At 35.6% G+C, this 23161-nt stretch carries 20 protein-coding genes, 1 other RNA gene and 1 riboswitch; of the genes, 7 read left to right on the top strand and 14 right to left on the bottom strand.

The window, feature by feature from the left end; all coding sequences use genetic code 11:
* Positions 1-122 precede the first annotated feature (122 nt).
* Both BMX10_RS18505 and BMX10_RS15410 read left to right on the top strand, forming a co-directional pair.
* Positions 123-1049, top strand: coding sequence for a M23 family metallopeptidase (locus tag BMX10_RS18505; protein WP_139176476.1), 927 nt, complete (start codon positions 123-125; stop codon positions 1047-1049).
* Positions 1050-1071: 22 nt separating this feature from the next.
* Positions 1072-1488 carry a bactofilin family protein gene (locus BMX10_RS15410; RefSeq protein ID WP_090446291.1) on the top strand — a complete coding sequence of 139 codons (417 nt, stop codon included), beginning with the start codon at positions 1072-1074 and terminating at the stop codon, positions 1486-1488.
* Between the two features lie 93 nt (positions 1489-1581).
* On the opposite strand, the gene BMX10_RS15405 is transcribed toward BMX10_RS15410, so the two are convergent.
* From BMX10_RS15405 to BMX10_RS15385, 5 genes are all read right to left on the bottom strand, one after another.
* Positions 1582-2472, bottom strand: a complete 891-nt coding sequence (locus BMX10_RS15405) for a diacylglycerol/lipid kinase family protein (RefSeq protein WP_090446289.1) — start codon at positions 2470-2472, stop codon at positions 1582-1584.
* Positions 2473-2528: 56 nt separating this feature from the next.
* Complete coding sequence (pdxR, locus tag BMX10_RS15400) at positions 2529-4031, bottom strand: MocR-like pyridoxine biosynthesis transcription factor PdxR (protein ID WP_090446286.1); 1503 nt, start codon at positions 4029-4031, stop codon at positions 2529-2531.
* A gap of 208 nt (positions 4032-4239) precedes the next feature.
* A complete protein-coding gene (locus BMX10_RS15395) occupies positions 4240-4431 on the bottom strand; it encodes a hypothetical protein (protein WP_090446284.1) in 192 nt (63 codons plus the stop codon).
* A 53-nt stretch (positions 4432-4484) separates the two neighbouring features.
* On the bottom strand, positions 4485-6230 hold the full coding sequence (locus BMX10_RS15390) for an aldehyde ferredoxin oxidoreductase N-terminal domain-containing protein (protein ID WP_090446282.1): 1746 nt from the start codon (positions 6228-6230) through the stop codon (positions 4485-4487).
* Positions 6227-6655 (bottom strand): 4Fe-4S dicluster domain-containing protein, encoded by a 429-nt coding sequence (locus BMX10_RS15385; protein WP_170834855.1) that lies wholly within the window; start codon positions 6653-6655, stop codon positions 6227-6229. Before BMX10_RS15385 ends, BMX10_RS15390 begins: the two co-directional genes overlap by 4 nt.
* Before the next feature lie 152 nt (positions 6656-6807).
* On the opposite strand from BMX10_RS15385, the gene BMX10_RS15380 reads away from it, so the two are divergent.
* A complete protein-coding gene (locus tag BMX10_RS15380) occupies positions 6808-8556 on the top strand; it encodes an ABC transporter ATP-binding protein (protein ID WP_090446278.1) in 1749 nt (582 codons plus the stop codon).
* Positions 8557-8573: 17 nt separating this feature from the next.
* Positions 8574-10610 (top strand): ABC transporter ATP-binding protein, encoded by a 2037-nt coding sequence (locus BMX10_RS15375; protein ID WP_090446276.1) that lies wholly within the window; start codon positions 8574-8576, stop codon positions 10608-10610.
* 61 nt (positions 10611-10671) lie between these two features.
* On the opposite strand, the gene BMX10_RS18110 is transcribed toward BMX10_RS15375, so the two are convergent.
* Positions 10672-10812: a hypothetical protein gene (locus BMX10_RS18110; protein WP_170834854.1), complete on the bottom strand. Its 141-nt coding sequence runs from the start codon at positions 10810-10812 to the stop codon at positions 10672-10674.
* Between the two features lie 439 nt (positions 10813-11251).
* On the opposite strand from BMX10_RS18110, the gene arcA reads away from it, so the two are divergent.
* Both arcA and BMX10_RS15365 read left to right on the top strand, forming a co-directional pair.
* Entirely contained in the window at positions 11252-12475 is a 1224-nt protein-coding gene (gene arcA, locus BMX10_RS15370; RefSeq protein WP_090446274.1) for an arginine deiminase, read from the top strand.
* 76 nt (positions 12476-12551) lie between these two features.
* Positions 12552-13367, top strand: a complete 816-nt coding sequence (locus BMX10_RS15365) for a histidinol-phosphatase HisJ family protein (protein WP_170834853.1) — start codon at positions 12552-12554, stop codon at positions 13365-13367.
* A gap of 78 nt (positions 13368-13445) precedes the next feature.
* Here the strand turns inward: BMX10_RS15365 and BMX10_RS15360 are convergent, their stop codons facing one another.
* The 3 genes from BMX10_RS15360 to BMX10_RS15350 form a co-directional block, all read right to left on the bottom strand.
* Positions 13446-14138, bottom strand: coding sequence for a beta/alpha barrel domain-containing protein (locus BMX10_RS15360; protein ID WP_090446270.1), 693 nt, complete (start codon positions 14136-14138; stop codon positions 13446-13448).
* A gap of 115 nt (positions 14139-14253) precedes the next feature.
* Positions 14254-14496 (bottom strand): hypothetical protein, encoded by a 243-nt coding sequence (locus tag BMX10_RS15355; RefSeq protein ID WP_090446268.1) that lies wholly within the window; start codon positions 14494-14496, stop codon positions 14254-14256.
* An 80-nt stretch (positions 14497-14576) separates the two neighbouring features.
* Positions 14577-15212 (bottom strand): diguanylate cyclase, encoded by a 636-nt coding sequence (locus tag BMX10_RS15350; protein WP_244272739.1) that lies wholly within the window; start codon positions 15210-15212, stop codon positions 14577-14579.
* A gap of 194 nt (positions 15213-15406) precedes the next feature.
* On the opposite strand from BMX10_RS15350, the gene spoVB reads away from it, so the two are divergent.
* Positions 15407-16951 carry a stage V sporulation protein B gene (spoVB, locus tag BMX10_RS15345; RefSeq protein ID WP_090446263.1) on the top strand — a complete coding sequence of 515 codons (1545 nt, stop codon included), beginning with the start codon at positions 15407-15409 and terminating at the stop codon, positions 16949-16951.
* Between the two features lie 16 nt (positions 16952-16967).
* On the opposite strand, the gene polX is transcribed toward spoVB, so the two are convergent.
* The 5 genes from polX to ssrS all read right to left on the bottom strand — a co-directional run bounded on the left by polX (position 16968) and on the right by ssrS (position 23066).
* Positions 16968-18692: a DNA polymerase/3'-5' exonuclease PolX gene (polX, locus tag BMX10_RS15340; protein ID WP_090446261.1), complete on the bottom strand. Its 1725-nt coding sequence runs from the start codon at positions 18690-18692 to the stop codon at positions 16968-16970.
* 142 nt (positions 18693-18834) lie between these two features.
* A complete protein-coding gene (locus BMX10_RS15335) occupies positions 18835-19275 on the bottom strand; it encodes an MOSC domain-containing protein (RefSeq protein ID WP_090446259.1) in 441 nt (146 codons plus the stop codon).
* 12 nt (positions 19276-19287) lie between these two features.
* Complete coding sequence (locus BMX10_RS15330) at positions 19288-21210, bottom strand: molybdopterin biosynthesis protein (protein WP_090446257.1); 1923 nt, start codon at positions 21208-21210, stop codon at positions 19288-19290.
* 16 nt (positions 21211-21226) lie between these two features.
* On the bottom strand, positions 21227-22453 hold the full coding sequence (locus tag BMX10_RS15325) for a molybdopterin molybdotransferase MoeA (protein ID WP_090446255.1): 1227 nt from the start codon (positions 22451-22453) through the stop codon (positions 21227-21229).
* A 198-nt stretch (positions 22454-22651) separates the two neighbouring features.
* A riboswitch (molybdenum cofactor riboswitch) is annotated at positions 22652-22770 on the bottom strand.
* Positions 22771-22886: 116 nt separating this feature from the next.
* A non-coding RNA gene (gene ssrS / locus BMX10_RS15320) (6S RNA) lies at positions 22887-23066 on the bottom strand.
* Positions 23067-23161 lie beyond the last annotated feature (95 nt).

The raw sequence follows: 23161 nt of genomic DNA, 5'->3' as shown, positions 1-23161 counted from the left end.
GCTCATCCTTTAAACCAATATATATTTATAAAGGAAAAGATTTCATTTTATGCAGGGTTTTTGGTATAATTATAGAATAAAAAATATAAGAACTATTCATGTGCTATTTTGGGAGGGTATTTATGAAAAAGTTTCAGCATTTAAATCGCATCAAAAAAAAGAAGCTTACCTTTATGATCATTCCAAATTCAACTGGGAAAATTATGGAGTTTACAATTCCTTCCTGGATTCCTCTATTTACATTGTCCTGCATTATTATTACCTTAATAGTAACTGCTATTTCATCAAGCACACTATTAAGTACACAAAAACAGCTCCATGTAGCTAGGGCCAATGTGATGGTTTTAGAAGAAGAAAATATGAGACAAGCTAGTGAAATCACTTTTCTCACACAACGCTCTGCTGAGATAGAAAAACAGCTCTTTAGTTTAAATGAGCTGAAAAAACATGTCTTAGACATCGTAGGTCTAGATACACAAGAGACTTCAAACAAATTAGAGGAACCATTTTTCTTGGTATCTCGTTCCTATCAGCGTTCTCCCTCCTACATAGAAGAGTACGAGGAAGATATGGAATATCTAGAAATACTGATTGAAAAACAAAAAGAAACCATGAGTCAATTGGTGGATGATGTAGAAAAGCAACTGGATTATCTTGATGCATTGCCTAATCTACAACCAGCAATAGGCCGTATTACTTCGGGATTTGGCTATAGAATCTCTCCAATCAATCGACGAAGGGAATTTCATAGTGGCATAGATATCGCTAATGTACACAATACGGATATATTAGCCGCCGGCAGTGGTGTAGTTACTTATTCTGGCTACAATGGAAGCTATGGTAGAATGGTTATAGTATCGCATGGAAATGGCTATGTATCTGTTTATGCACATAACAGGGAAAATCTTGTAAGTGTGGGACAGCATGTAAAAGAGGGCGATGTTATCGCAAAAATGGGTAGTACTGGTCGAAGTACTGGTCCTCATGTGCATTTTGAGGTACGAAAGCATGGTGAGCCGATTGATCCAATGGAGTTATTGAAAGATTAAATGATTATTAGGAGGAAAACTTATGTTTAATAAAAAGCAAGGTTCAGAAAATATCAGTCAAGAAAAATTTAATACAATTATTGGAAAAAACACCAGCTTCGAGGGACAGTTAAAAGGTGATGGTACCATTCGGATTGATGGAGAAGTTCGAGGGGAAGTTTCAATTAAAGGAGATGTATATTTAGGAGAAACAGCTGTCATTGCTGGTAATATCTATGCTGTCAATATCATTGCTGCTGGTAAAGTAGACGGAAATATAACTGCTTCAGAACAGCTACGTATCACCTCCACTGGAAGGATCCTAGGAGATGTTAAAGCTAAAACCTTTATCGTAGATGAAGACGCCTTCTTTGAAGGCAAGTGTACTATGACACAGCAATCTGCAGTAGATAATCGCAAGGAGTTAGAAAATAATAAATTGAATGTAGTAAAAGGTTGAGAAATCCTCAACCTTTTTTATTTTTTGTTTTATGAAATGTATCCTACACAAAACCTGTGATTCTATGTATCAATATTTTTAGCACCTTCCCTATCACGGTATAATTATCTCTAAGGCTTGTTTTTCAACCTTAAAGCTTGCAGGCAAAGATCCTCCTAATTCTCCGTCTAAGTCTAAATCTATCCTATTGTCCGTTAAAATAGAAATCTCCTGTACTTGAAGATATTTTAATGCTGGATGATTTGCATGATTTCCTGTAAGAGCTTTAATAAACATCCCTGCTACATCCTTCAGTTGACTATACTCTACCATCAACAAATCTAAATACCCATCATCAATCCTAGCTTCAGGAACTAAATAACTAAAACCCCCGACAGATGGACTATTGGCTAAAATAAAAAAGAGTATTTCCTTTTCTTCTTCTTTGCCATTGATGTATAATTTCACTCTCATTGGTTTAAATAATTGTTTAGAAAATTCTTTAATACCTTCAATATAGTAAGCAAATTTTCCTAATACTGTTTTTGCTTCAGATGATACCTTATGAGCAACCTCCGGCAGCAATCCAGCAGCAGCAACATTTAAGAAATATCTATCTCCGCTTACCCCAACATCTACTTTAGTGCTGTTATTGCGAATGAGCATTTTACCGAATTCCTCAATATTTCGTGGTATTTTTAAGTAGGTGCCAAAATCATTTACTGTTCCAGCAGGATATATGGCAAGCTTTGGTTTTTTATCACTTTGCATCATTCCATTAATGACTTCATTTACAGTACCATCCCCACCAATAGTGATAATTAAATCATATTGATTATAACAGCTTTTTTCAGCTTTATTTCTTGCATCAAATTTTTTTGAAGTATAATATATATCTACCTCTCTATTTGCATCCTCATTTAAAACTTCTACTAATTTGGGTATATTTTTTTGAACGATTTGCCTGCCTGCATTAGGATTGCATATTACTTGTATTTTTTCCATGATATTCCCTCACTTTATTGTATCCCTAGTTTTACTTTCCCATAATAATAAGTATGTTATAAGATTGGTGTATATTGATTCGGTTGAATGTATCCTTTGTTCTTTGGTTTCAGCAAATTGTTAATCAAGCTACTCAATTTTTTTATACCATATTCAATTTCCTTATTATCCACCGCTGCCATGCTGAGACGAAAATAGGAAGTATTTTTATTATTTAAGAAAAATAAGTTTCCTGGAGCAAAAACAATGTTTTCCTTTACCGCTATTTCATATAGCTCCTTAGAGGATAATCCATCAGGCAATTTTAACCAAAAGTTTACGCCTCCTTTGGGTAACGTGTATTCCACATTTTCTGGCATAAACTCCACAATACATTTTGTCATAATTTCAAACCGCTCTCTATATTGCTCCTCCATGTATCTAATATGTTGCTTCCAAATGCCTTTTTGCAGGTATAGCTGTAAAGCTCTCTGAAGCAAGCCAGAAGTAGAGATATCAGTAGCATGCTTCGCCATCAAAACCTCTTCAGAAAGTGCTTTAGGTACTACTAAAAATCCTAGTCTTAGCCCAGGCATAAAAATTTTTGAAAAGCTTTTTATATAGATAACAAGGTCATTTTTATCCAAGCTTTTTAAGGTTTTATTATCATCAGCATAGAAATTTAAGTCACTAAGATAATCATCTTCTACTATCAATAAATTGTATTTTTCTGCAATTTTAATTATTTTACTCTTTTTTTGTAAGCTATAAGAGATACCAGTAGGATTTTGAAAGTTTGGCATGATATATAAGAACTTTGGTTGATAGGTAATGATTTTCTTTTCAAGACTTTCAAGATTTAACCCATCATCCTCTAAAGGTATATCGATTATTTTAGCACCCCTAGATTGAAAAACAGCCATGGCCCCTGTATAGGAAGGACTTTCAATCAGTACATAATCTCCATAGTTTAACATGCCTTTAGCAATAATATCTATTCCCTGCTGAGCCCCAGAAATGATCTGTATATTATTTTCTTCTGTATGTATATCATAGATGCTTATATACTCCTTTAAAGCAACTCTTAGAGGGTAGTATCCTTGGCTTTCTTGATAGCCGAAGGCCAACCCCTTATCACGGTCCAGTACTTCATTCAGTACCTTTTTAAAATCATCTACCGGAAATAGATTTGGAGAAGGAGTAGCGCTGGCGAAGTTAATCATATCTTCCTCCAGCTGAATATGCCCTTGATCTATCATAGGAGCCTGATTATAGTCATCCTCCATCAATTCTTGGGAATAGTTCTTAATACTTTCCTTTTCATAGGAATCAGCGGCTACATAGGTGCCACTTCCGATTCTTTTATAAACTAATCCTTCCTCTTCCAGTATTCGATAAGCGCTGACAACCGTTACATTGTTAACCTCTAAGAAATCTGACAGTTTTCTAATAGGTGGCAATCGATCCCCTTTCTTCAGTGTTCCTTCTAATATCATGTCCTTTAATGCTTTATATAGCTGAATATATAAATGCTGAGAGGAAGACTCTTTATCTAATTTTATTTGGTTAAATATTTTCATGTTTTATCACCATCACTTAAAATGTTTCCATACAATTTCCTTTATTATACCATGCTTTTAAATCTCTCACAAAAGAATCTTTCAAAATAAAAGAAAACCCGGCTACCGCAACGTATATCATAAATACGTAAGGGTGCTGAGGGTTTTCAAAACAAAGAAGAAGATGGAGGCTTTTCAATAGTATGAGGCACGTAGTGGGTGCCTCTTTTTAGTCTCTTCTATACTTGTCAGCTAATTCCTGAAGAGCTCTCGCCTGTGTTCCACTCTCTTCAGCAAAGTTCTTAAAAGCATTTGCCACGTCTTTATCCTTTGTATGCTTTGACATCATTTCAAAATCTCTTACCATCTCCTGTGCGTCTAAGAGTTTTTTAGTAATCATATCTTTTGTTTCTAAATTCATTCTATAACACCTCCTTTATAATTATAATCATAGTTTTACAAATAAAAAGCCAATTATGTATGAGATAATAATTTTTCAACCTCTTCTGAATAAAGATTTAGTATAGCCTCTGCCTCTTCTTTTTTAATAACTGTATTACAGCATGAGGTTTCAAAAAATCTCTTAGGAAAAGAAGTCTTTTTATAATGAAATCCCATTTCTTTTTTTAATCGAATTTTTTCTAAAAATGTTTTTAACCCCAAATCCTTCAGCTTTTTTTCATCAAAATCATATCCGATACTATTTAAAGCCTTCACTACTGTTTTATCATCATACACCTTTCTGGCAAATAGACATATCACCAAGCTGTTTAAGAAGTTTCTATTGATTTCTTCCTCCATTAGCTTCTGTACCATTTCCTCCTGATTGTATTTCTGATTTTCTTGGTCAATTGCATAGCCTGCATTGTCTAAATGTGAATGTCTAGCACCTACAGCTTGGCCTATGATGTTGCCATAACCCGTATGGTACCCTGCTACTTCGTTTTTTCCTAACACCATGGCAAAATCCTGACCGCCATATCTCCTAGAAACTCTGTAGGTTCCTGTACTGGCTTCTTCATAAAAATCATTTGACCTCTTCACAAGATGATGGATGATTTTCTTGTAGCCTTCTACATCTCCAAACTTAGGCCTCACAATGGTTTCTTCCGTTGATATGATTTCCTTATCAAAGGCCTCCGTTATCCAGCTTAATAATACCCCTGTAGTTATTGCGTCTAATCCCGCCAGCTCCACTGTTTCTATCAGCTCCAGAATTCCATCCATAGACCATATTCCAATCATGGAGCCTAAGCTATAAATCAGCTCATGATCATAAGAAACTGTTGCCATTTCATATTCATAAGGCTCACCAAAATTTTTTCTATGTAATGCAATATGAATACAGCCTATGGGACAGCCGCTGCAGGCAATTTTTTTAATCAAACGATGCTGTGCAAAGCTTTCTCCACTAATGGCTTTGGCACCAACATCAGAGGTTTTTTGGAAGTTATTGATAGGCAGCCCTCCTAGGTCATTTAACAGACTTATATTTATGGATGTCCCCAATCCATGATATTTCTCCATCACATCCGTTTTTGTTACCTTCTTATAGACTTCCCGGTATAGGCTTCTATAGCTTTTAGGGTCTTCCACCGGCTGACTTTTTTCTCCTTCAATGACAATTGCCTTTAGGTTTTTACTCCCCATTAAACAACCTAAACCTAGTCTCCCAAAATGTCTATAGGTATCTACGGTTACATTGGCAAATCTTACTTGATTAATCCCCCCTTCCCCAATCGCTAAAATAGAGCGAAGACCTGGTCTACCCACCTGTTCATGCAGAAGTCGTGTAGTCTCATCGGTGTTTTGATACCATAAAGGCTTTGCATCCTTCATCTCTGCCTTTTCTCCATCAATATGGATGTACACTGGTTCCTTTGCCTTTCCAAAAATAACAATCCCATCTAGTCCAGCCATACCCATTGCTAAAGCTGTTCTCAGCCCTCCATAGCTTTCTCCTAATTCTTCTGTTAAGGGGGACTTGAACATACTACAGGTCTTTGTTACTGCAGGAAAAATGGTGTTTAAGGGTCCCTTTGTAAAGATGATGGGCTGCATCTCCTCTAAAGAAGATTTTTCTACCATAACATGCTCCCTCAAAAGCTGTGTTGCCAAGGCCACACCACCGAGATATCCTGTTAAATCCTCTCTATCTTCTATCAGTACATCTCTTGAAGATAAATTTATTGTCATAATCATCATGTTTTTTTTCTTCATTGTACTTCCTCCATATCAATCACATGGTGGGGACAGCTATCAACACAAATTCCGCATTGCCTACATAGGATTACTTTCTTTTCTTCTTTATCAAATGTAATGGCTCTTCCAATACAAGCAGAGATACATTTTTTGCAACCTATACAGGCTTCTCTATGGAGGATCACCCCTCCACCTGCCCTTGCCTCCAAAGCATTGCTTGGACAGGATGCAATACATGCTCCAGCCATACATCCTCTGCATATATTGATTACCATTCTGCCTTGGTATCCACCACTGGTTTTAACTCTTATTGCACTTTTCTGCAAAGAAAAATTATTATATACTTGTGTAGAACAGGCAAGCATACAGCTATAGCATCCAATACACTGGCCTATATTGATTACCTTTAATACTTTACTGTTATTATGGTTTTTTTCCTTCATCATGACACTCCTGTAACTCTCATTTATACTCATTATTGCCTTCGAGGTAATTATTATTCTTATCCACTCCATAGGTTGTTTCTTGAAGAATGCTTGTATTTTGTATAGAATAGAATATAGTTATGCAGGCTATATTTTATAGAGGTGACAATATGACACATTTTAAAACATTGATGCCCCATATTATGAAAAAGAAATGGGCTTACATATTAGGTATACTGTGTTTGGTCATGGTAGATGTATTCCAGCTTTTGATACCGGAGGTTCTAAGAAGTATAACCAATAGGTTGCAGCAGAATCTGTTGACCTTTGAGGAGGTATTTCTTTATGCTGTTTATATTGTTTTGATAGGTATTGGAATCGCCTTTTTCCGTTTTCTATGGCGGCTATTGATTATTGGTGTTTCTAGAGAATTAGAGTATCATTTAAGGAATAAACTCTTCTCACATCTGTTAACCCTATCCACCAGCTATTATCAACGTCATAAAACCGGGGATCTTATGGCTCATCTCACCAATGATATTCACGCCGTAAGAATGGCTTTAGGACCTGGTATCGTGGCTATGACAGATGCTATTTTTCTAAATATCGCTGCTATTACCATGATGCTGTTTACAACTGATTTTCGGCTAACGCTTTTGGCATTGATTCCTATGCCTTTCTTAATTCTAACTATGACTAAATTTGGGAAGCGAATTCACACTAGATTTAAAGCCATACAGGAAGCCTTTTCATCTATCACTGATAAAACCCAAGAAAACCTAGCAGGAGCTAGAGTCATCAAGGCTTATGTGCAAGAGGAAGCAGAGATGGAGAGTTTTTTTCAAAAAAGCCAGATGCTTTTTTCTAGAAACATGGATTTAGCCAAGCTTTCAGGCTTTTTTCATCCCTTTGTACAATTTTTATCCTCCTTAAGCTTTATTATTGCCATCTGGTATGGTGGTGCTTTAGTCATTGATGGTAGCATAACTTTAGGAGATTTTGTTGCTTTTACCACCTATCTAGGTTTATTAGTATCTTCTATCTCTGCTGTTGGATGGGTGATTAATATCATGCAAAGAGGAAGTGCTTCTATGGAAAGAATTAACCTCATCTTAACGGAAAAGCCAGAAATCATTGATTCTCTTGATGCAAAAGATATAATGGATGTTGATGGTAACATCACATTTCAAGGAGTTAGCTTTACCTATCCCAATAGTCAATATCCAGCCTTAAAGGACTTTTCTATAGTAATCCCCAGTGGTTCAAGTCTTGGGGTCATAGGAAGAACAGGTAGTGGCAAAACAACCATACCTCATCTATTGTTGAGACTCTATGATCCTACAGAAGGAAAAATCTATATTGATGATTATTGCATAAAGGAAGTATCCCTTAAATCCTTGAGGGAAAAAATCGGCTTTGTAGATCAGGATAGCTTTTTGTTTTCTTCCACCATTGCTGAAAACATTGGTTTCGGAGTAGATGATTATAGCATAGAAGAAATACATGAGGTGGCTAAAACTGCCGGACTTCATGAGGATATCATGGATTTTCCAAAGGAATATGAAACACTTGTTGGTGAGAAAGGCATTACCTTGTCAGGTGGACAGAGACAGCGGGTCTCCATTGCCAGAGCCTTATTAAAAAAACCTGAAATATTGATTTTAGATGATTGTTTATCAGCGGTAGATACCAACACTGAAGAAAAGATATTGAATGCTCTGAAGGGTAAGACACAAAACATTACCACCATTATAATTGCCCATCGTGTATCTACCTTAAAGCATTGTGATAGAATCATTGTGTTAGACAATGGTAGAATCCTTGAAGAAGGAAATCACGAAGCATTATTAAAGAACAAAAAACTATACTATGATTTTTATCAAAGACAGCTGCTAGAAGAAAAAATACAGTTGGAGTAAAGATAGGTGATGAGACAATGAAAGGTTTTCATAGATTTAATGAAGAAACTGTAGGTAAAGCCTATGATGCTAATTTAATGAACAGACTTTTACAATACGCTAAGCCCTACTGGCTGTTATTGGCTATATCCATCCTACTATTGACATTAATAGCTGGTATTGATATCGCCCGCCCCTATATTATTAAGATAGCTATTGATGACTATATGAATATCTATGATCGACCCTTAGAGGAGTACGATGAAACCTTCAATTTTTCTTTTGTACCAGCTTCAACCATACAGCTTCTTCGTTATGAAGGCAGTACTTATATCGTTAATGGTACCTTTGATACCGCTGAAGATAATTATTCTGTAAAAAAGACAGCTCACGATTATCAAGTAGTCACTGAAATAGAAATCTTTGAAGCCCAAAAATTAACTGTTGCTGAGTTAAGAGAGTTTCGTAAAAATGACATCCAAGCCCTTCGACTTCTGAGTATTGTTTTTTTAGGATTGATTTCTTTTGGTGTAGTGATTAATTATATACAGGTCTATTTACTAAACTATACCAGCAATAAAATAATACGAGAAATAAGACAACAGCTATTTAATCATTTGCAACAGATGTCTCTCAGTTTTTTTGATAGAAATCCTATTGGTAGATTGGTTACCAGGGTTACCAATGACACTGAAACTTTACACGAAATGTACACTGGTGTTTTAGTAAATTTATTTAAAGATATCTTTGTTTTAATTGGCATTATTATTGTTATGTTTAAAATGGATGTAGGATTGACCCTTTTATCTTTTTTAGTGGTACCTATTATTCTTCTATCGGCAGCCTTCTTCCGTTCAAAAGTGCGAGCAGTCTATAGAGAAGTTCGAGGCAGGCTTGGTACATTAAATGCTTTACTAAATGCCAATTTTTCGGGGATGAAAACTATACATACCTTTAGAAGAGAATCCCAACAATATCAAGAATTTGACAAGAGTAATCAAGCTCTTTTAGAGTCTCATAAAAAACAAAATCTCATCTATGCCGTCTTTCGACCTTCTACAGAAATTATACGTTCTTTGGGGATAGCTATTATTTTATGGTATGGAGGAGGACAGGTGCTTCGAAATAATATAGAATTTGGCGTCCTATTTGCCTTTATTAATTATATTAAACAATTTTTCCAACCCATCAATGACTTAACAGAGAAGTACAATGTCCTTCAATCTGCCATGGCATCCTCCGAAAGAATTTTTTCTTTACTAGATGAATCTCCAGCTATACAGAATGGTACAAACCTAATAAGAGATCATCAGTTTAAAGGAAAAATAGAGTTCAAGAATGTATGGTTTGCTTATGAAGATGAGGATTGGGTTTTAAAGGACATTAATTTTGTTGTTTATCCTGGAGAGTCTATGGCTTTCGTGGGTGCTACAGGAGCTGGGAAATCCTCTATTATCAATCTAATCGGTCGATTTTATGATGTTGAAAAAGGAGAGATCCTAGTAGATGATATCAATATAAAAGAGCTTCCTATAAAGGACTTACGGAAAAATATCGGTATTTTACTGCAGGATGTCTTTATGTTTTCTGGCACCATTAAGGATAATATCCAATTAAATAATAAAGATTTTTCTCAAGAGGATATTAAAAGGGTTGCCGAATATGTAAATGCACATCATTTTATTGAAAAACTACCTGAAAAGTATGATGAAGTTATTTTAGAAAAGGGAAGTAATTTATCTACTGGACAACGTCAGCTGCTATCCTTTGCCCGAGCTTTGATTTTTGACCCTGCTGTTTTAATATTTGATGAGGCTACTTCCAATATAGATACAGAAACAGAACAGCTTATCCAAAAAACCATTGAGAAGGTAATCAAGGATAAAACAACCATTGCCATCGCCCATAGACTATCTACCATCCAAAATTGTGATAAGATTATGGTGTTACACAAGGGCCGTATTCGAGAAACTGGCAATCATCAGCAGTTGCTTCAGCAAAAAGGTCTTTATTATGATTTGTATCAGCTTCAATTTAAAGAAAGTCTGCATTTGACACACATAAATGAAAGGTGAAGGAAATATCCTCCACCTTTCATTTATTTATAAGTAATGTTTTTTTATCTGAATTATGTTTCTACTCTTCCTGCATAATTCTATTTTCATACATTTCACATTGCTCTATAACACAAGCTCCCAAAACACAATGGATGCAGGTGTATACGCCACATTTTCTATTTTTTTTTCTCGTTTCATTGTTTTCATTTTTTACACTCATTGTTTAGTCCCCTCTTTCCATTTTTGTTTTGTAATATTATTATAGCATCCTATCTTTTGTCTGTCAATTGATATTATGAAATTTTTTTTCGTCATTTTGTCATTATTACTTTCTAACCTCATTTAGTTTTATTATTTTCTTGTTTTGTGTTTTTATGTCTTTCGTTTGTGAAAACGTTGTATTTTGAATATTGTTTTAATTTTTTGAATATTTTATTATTTGAAATTGTATAAGGGCAAAATGAAAGAATTCCATTCAAAAAATCATTTATGACGTATTTTGGTAGATTCTTGCATAATCCCTGCAACTAAAAATATTTCTTTTGCCTATCCTAAATGTTTCTCATAATATTCTACTAATTATGTCAAACTATTATAAAAGAAAGTATCATTTTTACAAAGAGTTTTAAAAACTCACTTAAGAAAGGATGGGGTTTATCATGACATACAAAAAATCAGTTTCAATATACAATGAAATTGGGCATTTGAGGAGTGTTTTAGTACATTCTCCCGGGAAAGAAATTGAAAACATTGTGCCAGATTATCTAAGAAGATTATTATTTGATGAAATTGCTTACTTGAAGCAAGCTCGCAAGGAGCATCTTCAATTTGTTAATCTCCTTAAAAATGAAGGGGTGGAGGTTCTCTACTTAACAGAGCTTATGGAAGAAATATTGCAAGAAAATGAAATTAGAAATGACTTTCTGGAAGATTTTATGGAGGAAGGTCGTGTAGGTACTGAAGGAATAAAAGAAGCCATGAGGGAATTTTTTTCTACCATGTCTCCCTTAGATATGGTTAGAAAGTGTATTGCTGGTGTACGTACAGAAGAATTGTCTCATATTAAAGCCAAATCCTTAGGAGATATGGTGAGAAACCCTTACCCCTTTTATCTAGATCCCATACCTAATCTTTATTTTCAAAGAGACCCTTTTGCTTCTATTGGGGAAGGTATTACTTTAAATGTAATGCATAGTGAAACAAGAAATCGTGAAACTTTATTTGCTAAATACCTATTTGATCATCATCCTAGGTTTCAGAATGTTCCCCGTTGGTATAATCGAGATAAAAGTCATCCTATTGAGGGTGGGGATCAATTGGTCCTCTCGGAAAAAGTAGCAGCTATTGGCATCAGCGAGCGTACAAATCCAATTGCAATTGAAAAAGTTGCAAGAAATCTTTTTTACTCCGATGAGCCCTTTGAAATAGTCTTAGCTTTTGATATACCTAAAACGCGAGCGTATATGCATTTAGATACAGTTTTTACTATGGTGGACTATGATAAATTTACGATTTATCCTGGTATTGAGGCTCCTTTAGATGTTTATAGTATTGTCAAAGGCAAAAATAAATCCTTGCATATTTCCTATGAAGCAGACAAGCTATCCTCTATATTGAAAAAATATTTAAACCTCCCTGCTGTTGACTTAATCCGTTGTGGTGATGGAGATCCCATTGCTGCAGGAAGAGAGCAATGGAGTGATGGAAGCAACACCTTAGCAGTATCTCCAGGTAAAGTTATCTGCTACGATAGAAACTATGTTACCAATGAAGCTCTAAGACAACATGGCGTTGAAGTTTTAGAGTTTGAATCCTATGAGCTTTCTCGAGGTCGTGGTGGTCCCCGATGTATGAGTATGCCCCTCATTAGAGAAAAAATCTAAAAATTTTTGACTTAATGACGGCTTCAAGATAAAATAAGGGGATACAACAATGATATTGGATAAGGGGGTAATTTGTATGTATGATTTTCACGTCCATAGTGATTTTTCTCCTGACTCTACCATGAAAATGGAGGAAGCTATTTTATCAGCTATTCAGAAAGGTTTAAAGGAAATATGTTTTACGGATCATACAGATTATGATTATGATGGGAATAATAATAATTTTGAGTTTCACATTCCTGATTATCTTCAAGCAATAGAGGTTTTGCAAAACAAATATGCAGATAAGATTATCATTAAAAAGGGGATTGAATTTGGGTTGCAGCCTCACATTTTGGATAAATATAAAAGAGATGTAGAAGCTTATGGCTTTGACTTTATTATCGGTTCCATCCATTCTGTAGAAAAGCATGATTTATTCTTTGGAAATTTTTTTGCTAATAAAACACAAAAAAGAGCCTATGAAGTGTATTTTCAAGAGTTGAGCTATGTTGTGGAGCACTGTGATGATTTTAGTGTCCTAGGCCATGTAGACATTATCAAACGCTATGGTGGATATGATTTATCTCTTCCATTGAAGGAATATGAAGAAGCCACTGCTGTAATCTTTAAAAGGCTTATTGAAAAAGGTAAAGGGATCGAGCTGAATACTTCTGGCATACGCTATAATTTAGGAGATTATCATCCTTCCCTAGACATTGTCCAGCTGTTCCATTCTTTAGGAGGAGAGATCATTACATTAGGCTCTGATAGTCATGAGCCTCATCATTTAGCATTTGATTTTAATAATGCTTTAAAACATCTCAAGGATATTGGCTTTAAATACATAACTACCTTTGATAATATGGAGCCTAAGTTTCATCAAATAGAAGCCCTATTGGATGAAAAATAGAAGTATCAAGAAATACCTTTTTATTGTAACACAGCAAAAAAAATAGCTGGTGAGGATAGTCACCAGCTATTTTTTAATTTACAATTGTCCTCTATACTTTTTCATCGTTTCCGTAAATATTTCAGCCGTTGATGGTGGTGTGTAGGTGATAGCATTAGCTCCTGCTTCGATGGTTCTTAGGATAGAATCTGCCGTGTTACCTCCAGTAGCTATGATAGGCACGGTTTTACTTATTTCACGTATCTTTTTCACGATTTGCACTGTTTTTGATGCCCCTGATACATTGATAATATCTGTTCCTGCTTCTAATCTTGCTTCAAAATCCTCATCCTCTGATACTGCAGTAACCACTACCGGTATATCGATGGTATTTTTTAATTCTGTTACAATCTCATTGGGTGTCGGTTTATTGACTACAACACCTATAGCTCCTTGGAACTCAGCATGAAGAGCAATATTAATTGATCTTTTTCCAGTTGTCATTCCTCCTCCTACACCACAGAATACAGGTACATCAGAGGCCAACATCAACGCTTGGGTGATCACTAGCTGAGGCGTAAAAGGATATACAGCTATGATTGCATCAGCATTGGTATTTTTTATAATAGCAACGTCGGTGCTAAAGAGAAGAGATTTAAATCTCTTACCAAAGATTTTTATTCCACTAGCTTCTGCGATACAGGAAGGTAATTCTATATAATTACTTCTTAAAACACCTTTAATTTCTGGTACATACTTTACCTTTTTTATAACTTTCTCATTTGAATCCATTGTATTCCCCCCCTTTTATATTACAGGCAATTCTTATCTATTAGGTAATTATAATTATATTATTTCACCACAATAATATCAATGAAATATTACTTAAATACTAATTGCCTTTTTCTTACATCAGTATCTTGTTGATGGACACTCGTCTATCTTTATGACATTGTGGACAACTGAAAATATGTAGGCATTTATCCTCGGAAACATTGTCCATCATTTCAGTAATCCCTTTATCTAAATAAGTACTATAATCATCAAAATAATCTTGTATGGCTGCCTGTGCCTCCATTTCACTGTTGCAAAAAGGACATTGAACAATATAGCTTGATAAGCTGTTACATATGGGACAAACCAATTCCATAGGCTACCTCCTTATATTATCACTTGTATGTATTATTTGCTATAAGGCTGCATTCCATCCCTATTTATGTCCCATAATCTTTATTTGCTATATTTATCAAACAAATCATCCAATGCCTCTCTTAATAGAAAGGCTTCAGTCTTATCTGTTTTTTTTGACAGCTCTCCCAAGCGCTCTAATTGGGTTTTTGTATAATAATTAGATTTTAATAACATATTTTCACTTTCTGCTAAGCATACTCTATTCTTTCCTTCTCTTTTGGCACGAAACAACGCACTGCCAGCTGCTCTGTATAGTTCAACAGCGTTTTTTGCATCTCTAGGAAAATTTCCTACTCCTGCACTGATTTTGATAAGTATATCCCGCTTCTTATCTCCTAATTGAAAAGTGTTTTCATGAAAATATCGTCTTATTTCCTCCACCATAATAAATCCAGTTTCTGCATTGGTACTACTAAATAGCACATGAAATTCATCTTTGTTATATCTACCCACCAGATCGTTTGTCCTAAGGTTTTGCTTTAAAACCGAAGCTATTTTTTGTATTACCTTATCTCCTACAGTTTCTCCATAATAACTGTTTACTGTTTCAAAATCATCAATATCTATAATTGCCAGTGTAAAGGTTTCAGAAGCACTTTTTATTTTTTCTTCAATAACTTCATTAAATTCTTCCTTTGACATAATACCTTGGATTTTTTCAATCAACTCCAACACCTCCAAATATATCTATATAGGTAGATCTATATATATACGTATGTACCCATAATAATGTATTATTCACAAAAAGTCTAGTTGTCTAAAATTATTTTTAAACCTTGATTTTTAAAGCTTCTAAGGATTTAACGAATAATCTCTAAGCTTTTAGAATACTTATTGAATATCTAAATTCATTTACAGAGGTGGTCTTGTTGAAAAAATCCTCTTTTCTTTTTGGAACATTATTATTAGCATTGGTTAATATCGTCGTTCGTTCTCTTGGATTCATCTATAAAATAATTCTTTCACGATTGATTGGTGCAACAGCCATTGGTCTTTATCAAATGGTTTTTCCTTTTTTGATGGTAGTAATAACTATACCCACTGCAGGTATCCCTATTGCTGTTTCTAAGCTAGTAGCTGAGCAAAAATCTGTTGGTAATAAAAATGGTATATACAAAGTGTTGATGCTTTCTTTACTATTAGGTGGACTTACCTCCCTAGTACTTTCTATTATCGTGTCTTTAAAAATTGACTTTATTATCAACAATCTGTTGAAAAACCCTAGCTTATATTATCCAGTTCTATGGACCATTCCAGCCATTAGTTTAATTACTTTTTCTAGTATCTTAAGAGGGTTTTTTTATGGGATGAAGGAAATGTCTCCTGCTGCTACTGCACAAATCATGGAGCAGATTTTTAGGATTGTATTTGTTTTATCTTATCTTTACTATAAGGTGCCTTCTAACCCTTTAGCCGCTGCTACCATTGCTATTATCGGTATTTCTATAGGTGAGTTCTTTGGATTGCTATATCTAGTCTTAAAATTTAACTTTAAAAAAATTGTAACCAAATCGTATTTTATTAAAGCTTATAGCAGCTCCTCCCTAGAAATACTTAATCATTTATTATATGTAGCTGTCCCCATCACCTTAAGCCGTTTTGTTTCTGTTGTGATGCAATCCATTAATGCAATACTAATTCCACAGAGATTGCAAACAGCTGGATATTCCTCTATAGTCGCCATTGAAACCTTTGGAAAAATTTCCGGGATGGCAATGCCGCTTTTATTTCTGCCATTTACGGTTACAACTGCTTTAGTCATAAACATCATTCCCAATATATCTGAACAATTGGCGGTAAATAATTGGAAGGATATAGAACATAAATCAAGCTTAGCTTTAAGAATCACCTTGTTGGTAGCTATTCCTACTACCATTGTCTATACAATTTTTGGCCATCACCTTGCTGAACTTATTTATGGTCAAGAGGATGTGGGCAAGTACCTATCTATCATTAGCTATGGTACTCTCTTTCTTTGTATGCAACACACTTTATCAGGTATTTTGCATGGCATGGGGAAACAAGTTATCACCACCATAAACTATTTATTAGGGATGATTGTACAGTTGTACTGTACCTATTTCTTAATACCTAATCCCCAATATGGCATAAATGGCTTTTTTATTGGATTTATCCTATCTACCTTTGTGATTTTTGCACTAAACTTGATTACTTTGATCCGTTATATTAAACTGGACCTCCCTTTTATTCATTCAATACTAAAGCCCTCTTTTGCTTCTTTATTTATGATTGTTGCTATGATTTTTAGCTATCGAGGCTTTTATCAATTATTTGAGAGTAATGGTTGGAGCACTGTTTTTTCTTCTATCATAGGGGGGTGCTTGTATATCTTATTATTATTTCTAACGAAAGCCCTTGACTTTAAACATATACTTTTTACCATCAAGGAATAAAAATATAGGAGTCCAGCTAGGCCTTTTTATTAGCAAGATGCTTATATAATTCCTTTCCAGTGCTGGTATTTAAAACATCCTTTGCCTCTATCCAGCCTTTTTTTGCTATGCCGATACCATAGACAATATCGTTGATACCAGAAATCCTGTGGGCGTCAGGTTCGATCACCAGCTTAACGCCTTTTTCCTTTGCCTCCTTACACATCCTCCAATCTAGATCTAACCTATGGGGATTACTGTTGATTTCGATGGCTACATTATGGATGCTGCAATGCTGGATAATAGCTTCTAAATCTAAGTCATAGGCTTTTCTTGATAATAACAGTCTTCCAGTAGGATGACCTAGGATGGTGGTATGTTTATTTTCTATTGCCTTCATTAGTCGCTTTGTCATATCCTGCTTATCCAAATTGAAATGAGAATGGACAGAAGCAATTACATAATCAAAAGCTGCTAAAACCTCATCATCATAGTCCAAAGACCCATCTGGAAGGATGTCGGACTCAATTCCTTTAAAAATCATGATCTCAGGATATTTTTCTCTGAGGGATTCTATCTCTTGATGCTGCAACCTTACGCTTTTTTCCTTTAACCCATTAGCATAAAATGCACTTTTACTGTGATCAGAAATGCCTATGTATTGAAATCCCTGCTCCAGGGCTGCTTTTACTAATTCTTCAATGCTATTGGTACCATCGCTATAGTTGCTATGGACATGTAAAACACCTTTGATGTCCGGTAACTCTATCAGTCTAGGAACCTCTCTTGCTTCAGCAGCCTCTATTTCGCCATAGTTCTCCCTTAGCTCTGGAGGGACATATTGTAAATCTAATGCATCAAAAAAACCCTCCTCATCCTTCACTTGAATCCTCTGATCTTCTTTAAAAATCCCATACTCATTTATTTTTAAGCCCATTTTCTTTCCTCTATGTCTTATGGCTGTATTATGCTCTTTGCTACCGGTGAAATGATGAAGAGCAAAGGGATATTCCTCATCCTCTACCAACCTTAAATCTATGTTGATACCGGACCATAGCATAACACTGGATTTGGTATTGCCTTTGGCGATTATCTTTTCTACCTCCTCCAATGAGGTAAAATCATCCATGATTTTTTCTCGATTTCCCTCTTTGCAGCTTCCAATAATATCTATATCCTTAATGATCTCTTTTTGTCTTCTGATGCTGCCAGCTAAGCTGACTCGGATCATATCCTTGTGAAGCTTTAGCTTCTCTAAAATATCTTGACCAAACTTAACACCGGTGGATATCAAATGCTGTCCTTTGTACTTTTTTATATCTTGAATCCCCTCCAGTATTTTACTTTGGGTTTTTTCTCCAAATCCTTTTAAATCAATTAATCTATTTTCTAGACATGCATACTCCAGTTCACCGATGGTGGTGATTTCTAGTTTTTCATAGAGCAGCTTTATTTTCTTAGGTCCTAAACCAGGTATTTTCAATATTTCAAATATACCCTCTGGTATTTCTTTCTTTAATTCTTCATGAAAGTCCAATTTTTCAGTTCTAACAAGCTCTATTACTTTTTCCTGGAGGGCCTTTCCGATCCCTTTTATTTCATGCAATCTGTTTTCTTCTACTAGTAGATTTATATCTTCTTTTATTAATTCAATTGCCCGAGCCCCATTAAAGTAGGCCCTTGTTTTAAAAGGGTTTTCTCCTTTAATTTCCAGCAATACCCCTATTTCCTCTAGAATTTTACTAATCTCTTTTTTATCCATAATAAACACTCCTATATCTATTCCTTCATTGTCTTTTTCTACTAACAGTATACCCTTATTGCGTCAACTTAAAAAGTCCTGCAACATTTCACATAATCTTTATGTTGAAATTATTGCAGAACTTTTTACTATTGTTTTTATATTATTCTTTCTCTATTACTTCTATAGCATCTCCTGGCAGCACCACGCCACCCTTAAGGACTTTTGTAAAAATTCCTTCTCTAGGCATAACACAATCCCCTACTTTATGGTATATAGCACAGCGGTCATGACATTCCTTCCCTATTTGTGTTACCTCTTGAATGGTTTCTCCAATCTTTAGCTGTGTCCCTATAGGTAAGCTGTAAAGATTAATTCCTTCTGTTGTTATATTTTCAGCGAATATCCCTTCTTTTATATAGGAAACTCCCTGGGCTTTGATTTTATCAGCACTTTCCTTTCCCAAAAGACTAACCTGTCTATGCCAATCTCCCCCATGAGCATCTCCCTCTATCCCAAAATTTTCAATAAAAACCGCCTTTTCAACGGGGATTTTTATTTCTCCTTTGTTCTTGCTAATATTAATTGCCACTACCTTTGCCATTTGGACGCCTCCTTAAATATATATTATTTCTCCAGCATTACTTGTGTCATATCCTCCTAAAGCCTCTACTAGCTTGGTAAATTCATTACTCTTCATAACATCAATAAGCGCTGTAATTTCCTTATTATTTAAATCCTTTTTAGCAATCAATAGATCATAGTCCTCCCATGCAATGGGAACAAAGTCTAAGTCCATTGATTTCGCCGCAGAGTATATACCTAAACCACAATCAGCTGTACCACCAGCCACTGCTGCTGCCACCGCCATATGGGTAGTCATTTCTCTTTCATATCCATTAACTGCTGATGCTTCTATCTCCAGCTCCTTTAGGTAATAATCCAATAAAATCCTGGTTCCTGCTCCTCTTTGGCGATTTACAAACTGAATATCTTCCTTTGTTAAGTCTCTAATCCCACTGATATTTAGAGGATTTCCCTTTGGCACCATTAATCCCTGACTTCTTTTAATAAGCTTAATCAGCGCCATTTTTTCATCCTTAATATATCGTTTCACATAGGATATATTGTATTCCCCAGTGATTTCATCCATTAGATGTATAGGGGCCACATGACACTCTCTCTTTTTCATAGCCATCAGGCCTCCCATGCTGCCAATGTGGGCAGAGGATAGACACATCAGTGGATTCTTTTTATGTAACAGATTCCCTAACATATCCATCACTAGGTCATGACTGCCTATAGATACTATGGTTTTTTCAATCTCTTCCTTTGATTTTAAAAGTGTAGCTTCAATCTCTGTACCTGCTTCATAGCCTTCACTTTGTTGAGGCACTATCAAAATGCCATCTGCCTTAACCAAAGACATGGTGACTCCAGCCCCCCGTTCTAGTGGCGTAGCCATCATTTTGTCTCCTACTTTTCCTAGCTTCAAACGAATATATTCCTCATGCTTTAAAGAGGATACAATTCTTCTAGTAAGAGAGGCTTTTATTTTTCTATCCTCCGGCATCACTTGTCGGTTGTATTTAAAGAGCAAGGGCTTAAGAAAAAACTCAAAAACAAAATAGGCGGATACTGGGTACCCTGGGATACCTATGACAGGTTTTCCCTCCACTACAGCTAAAATAACAGGCTTTCCTGGTTTGGTTGCCACTCCATGTATAACTACTTCTCCTAAGTCTCTCAACACATCTACGGTATAATCCTTAGAACCAGCTGAGGAACCAGCGTTGATAAGGACGATATCGTTTTCCTTAACAGCAGTGATTAAAGCTTCTTTGATTAAGCTATAATCATCCTCTACGATGGCATACCTATTTGGCTTACCCCCATAGTGCTGCACCATACCAGAAAACATTCTAGAATTGGACTCTATAATTTTACCCTCTTGAAGGCGTTCTGATACCTCGATGATCTCTGACCCAGTAGGAATGATGCCTACCTGTGGTTCCTGATAAACCTCAATTTCTTGTATTTGTCCAGCCAAAAGAGCCCCGATATCCATCGGGCGAATCATGTGATTTCCAAATAAAATCAGCTCTCCTTCAACAATATCTTCCCCTATAGGTCTCACATGCTGCCAAGGCTTAGCACCACTATAAATCTCAACAATATCACTGTCTATTTCCACGATGTCTTCAATCATAATAACAGCATCATAAGGATCCTTTAGACATCCTCCTGTATTCACGTAGATAAAATCCTTTTCCTTCTTTAACCTTTTAGGATTACTTTCCATGGCTCCATAGGTGCTTTCAGCTATAACAGCAATCCCATCCATAGCAGCGGCATTATAGTTTGGAGAAGATTTTTTTGCATAAACGGCATCAACTGTTACTCTGTCTAGTGCCTCTAATACTGGTATCCTTTCACTTTTTAAAAAAACCTCATCTGTTGGAAAACAAGAAAAATACTGATGTTGTGCTTCCTCAAGAGGAATATTGGTTAAATATATATTTCTTTTAGCTTTACCCATTTTCACACCCCATTGATTAGAATAAGTATACTTCAGTTGTTTGACCCTTTACTAAACCTTCTTGATTCGTATCTATTTTTATATAACCAATAGACTTGGTCATCATTGATAACATTCCAGATTTGCCATGGACTGGATATATTTTTCTCACTCCTTTTTCCTGGGAAATGTTCACCATTACATAATGCTCCCTTCCAGGAGCAGAAGCTATATTTACTGCCATTTCCCCCAGAACATAGGGGATATATTGATCTGTTTTGTATAAATCTTTAATCAAATCGCCTACTAATGTTTGATATACCACTAGAGCAGAAACAGGTTGTCCTGGCAAACCAAAAACAGCTGTACCACCAACCTTTCCCACAATGGTGGGTTTCCCAGGTTTTACAGCAATGCCATGAATAAAAACTCCCGGTTCTCCTAAACCATTGATAGCATCCTTTGTAACATCCTTGGTCCCCATTGAACTGCCTCCGGAAACCAAAACGATATCACTTATCTCCATATACTCTCTAAGCTTCTCCTGCAGCAGCTTTAGGTTATCCTTTACCACAGCTTTTCCAACGATCTCACAACCATCCCTCATAGCAGCTGCTGCTAAGCTATATGTATTCATATCCCTTATTTGTCCCGGCTCTATTTTTTCCTCTGGTGCAATGATTTCATCTCCAGTAGATATTATACTAAGCTTGAGCTTTTTAAAAACTTTTACGCTTATTATGCCCATCCCTGCTAAAACACCTATATCTTGAGGTCTTAGCTTGTGCCCTTTCTTAAAAATCACCTGTCCTTCTGCAATGTCTTCTCCAAGCTGAAGAGTGTTCTCCTTTGGAGCTACAGAAGTTTGAATGCAAACAGTATCATCATCCAATACTTCTGAGTATTCCACCATCACTACCCCATCAGAATTCTTAGGCAGCATACCACCTGTTGGAACATAACAGCATACACCCGGTTGTAATGCAAGTTCTGTGGGCTTACCCATTTCTACTTCACCAATCATTTGTAAAAAGCTTGGCAGCCCCTCGCTTGCTCCAAAAGTATCCTTGGTGATCACTGCATATCCATCTACAGTTGAACGATTAAATTCTGGTACATTGATGGTTGATTTTATGTCTTCATAGACAATTCTATCTAATGCATCTAGAATAGGTACTGCTTCTGGTGCTAAAGTAAAATCCTTAAAGGCTTCCTTTACTCTTTGTCGAGCTTCTTTCATTGTCAATGTATTTAATAATTCCATAGAATCCTTCTCCTTTACATAGGCTTGTCTTATTTTTCCTTTAGGAATAAGCGTCCCTCCTCTAAGCCTTGGCTTAGACAGATTTTTTACTAGTTGGACTGACCGTCTCACCTAATTCCCGATGTTTAGGGTTGTTAAGGTCAGTTTGCTATTTTATGGATTTTTTACAACAAAAACCAATCCACTAGGATTGGCTTTTATAAAAAAAACAAATTTCCTTTCCAAAGTGGGAGGCAAATAAATTTCTTTATTTACCCAATGGTGAATTACCTTAGCTAAATAGCCTTAGATAATTTCACTCGAAAATTTGGCACACATTTTTTATGATTTGTCTTATCGTAACACATTTTTCTAAATTGTTCAAGTTATTAGAAAGTAATCCACTATTTTGTTTTCTAAATAAGTAAACCTCCTAAGCAATGCTTAGGAGGAGAATTCATCCAAGATGTCGTCAGCTGCAAAATTCACACCCGCCACTCACTAAAGGTGGGTGACATATTTTATTCTGCTGAAGTCCCCTATCCTGAGGCGTTTCATAGGAATAAAAATATGTTCTCCCGGATGTTATTTGTCGGTTGAATTTTGCTGGCCTTAACGAGCACCTTCGATTACCTTTAAACCTATTATACACCAAATTATTTAAAATATAAAATGTACATTTTACCATCATATAGTATTATGAACTATTAGCAGGCCATTAGATTACAT

The sequence above is a fragment of the Natronincola peptidivorans genome, assembly GCF_900111615.1.
Classification (GTDB): Bacteria; Bacillota; Clostridia; order Peptostreptococcales; family Natronincolaceae; genus Natronincola_A; species Natronincola_A peptidivorans.
The sequence above is the reverse complement of the archived record's forward strand: the minus strand, read 5'-3'. Positions and strand labels throughout refer to the sequence as shown.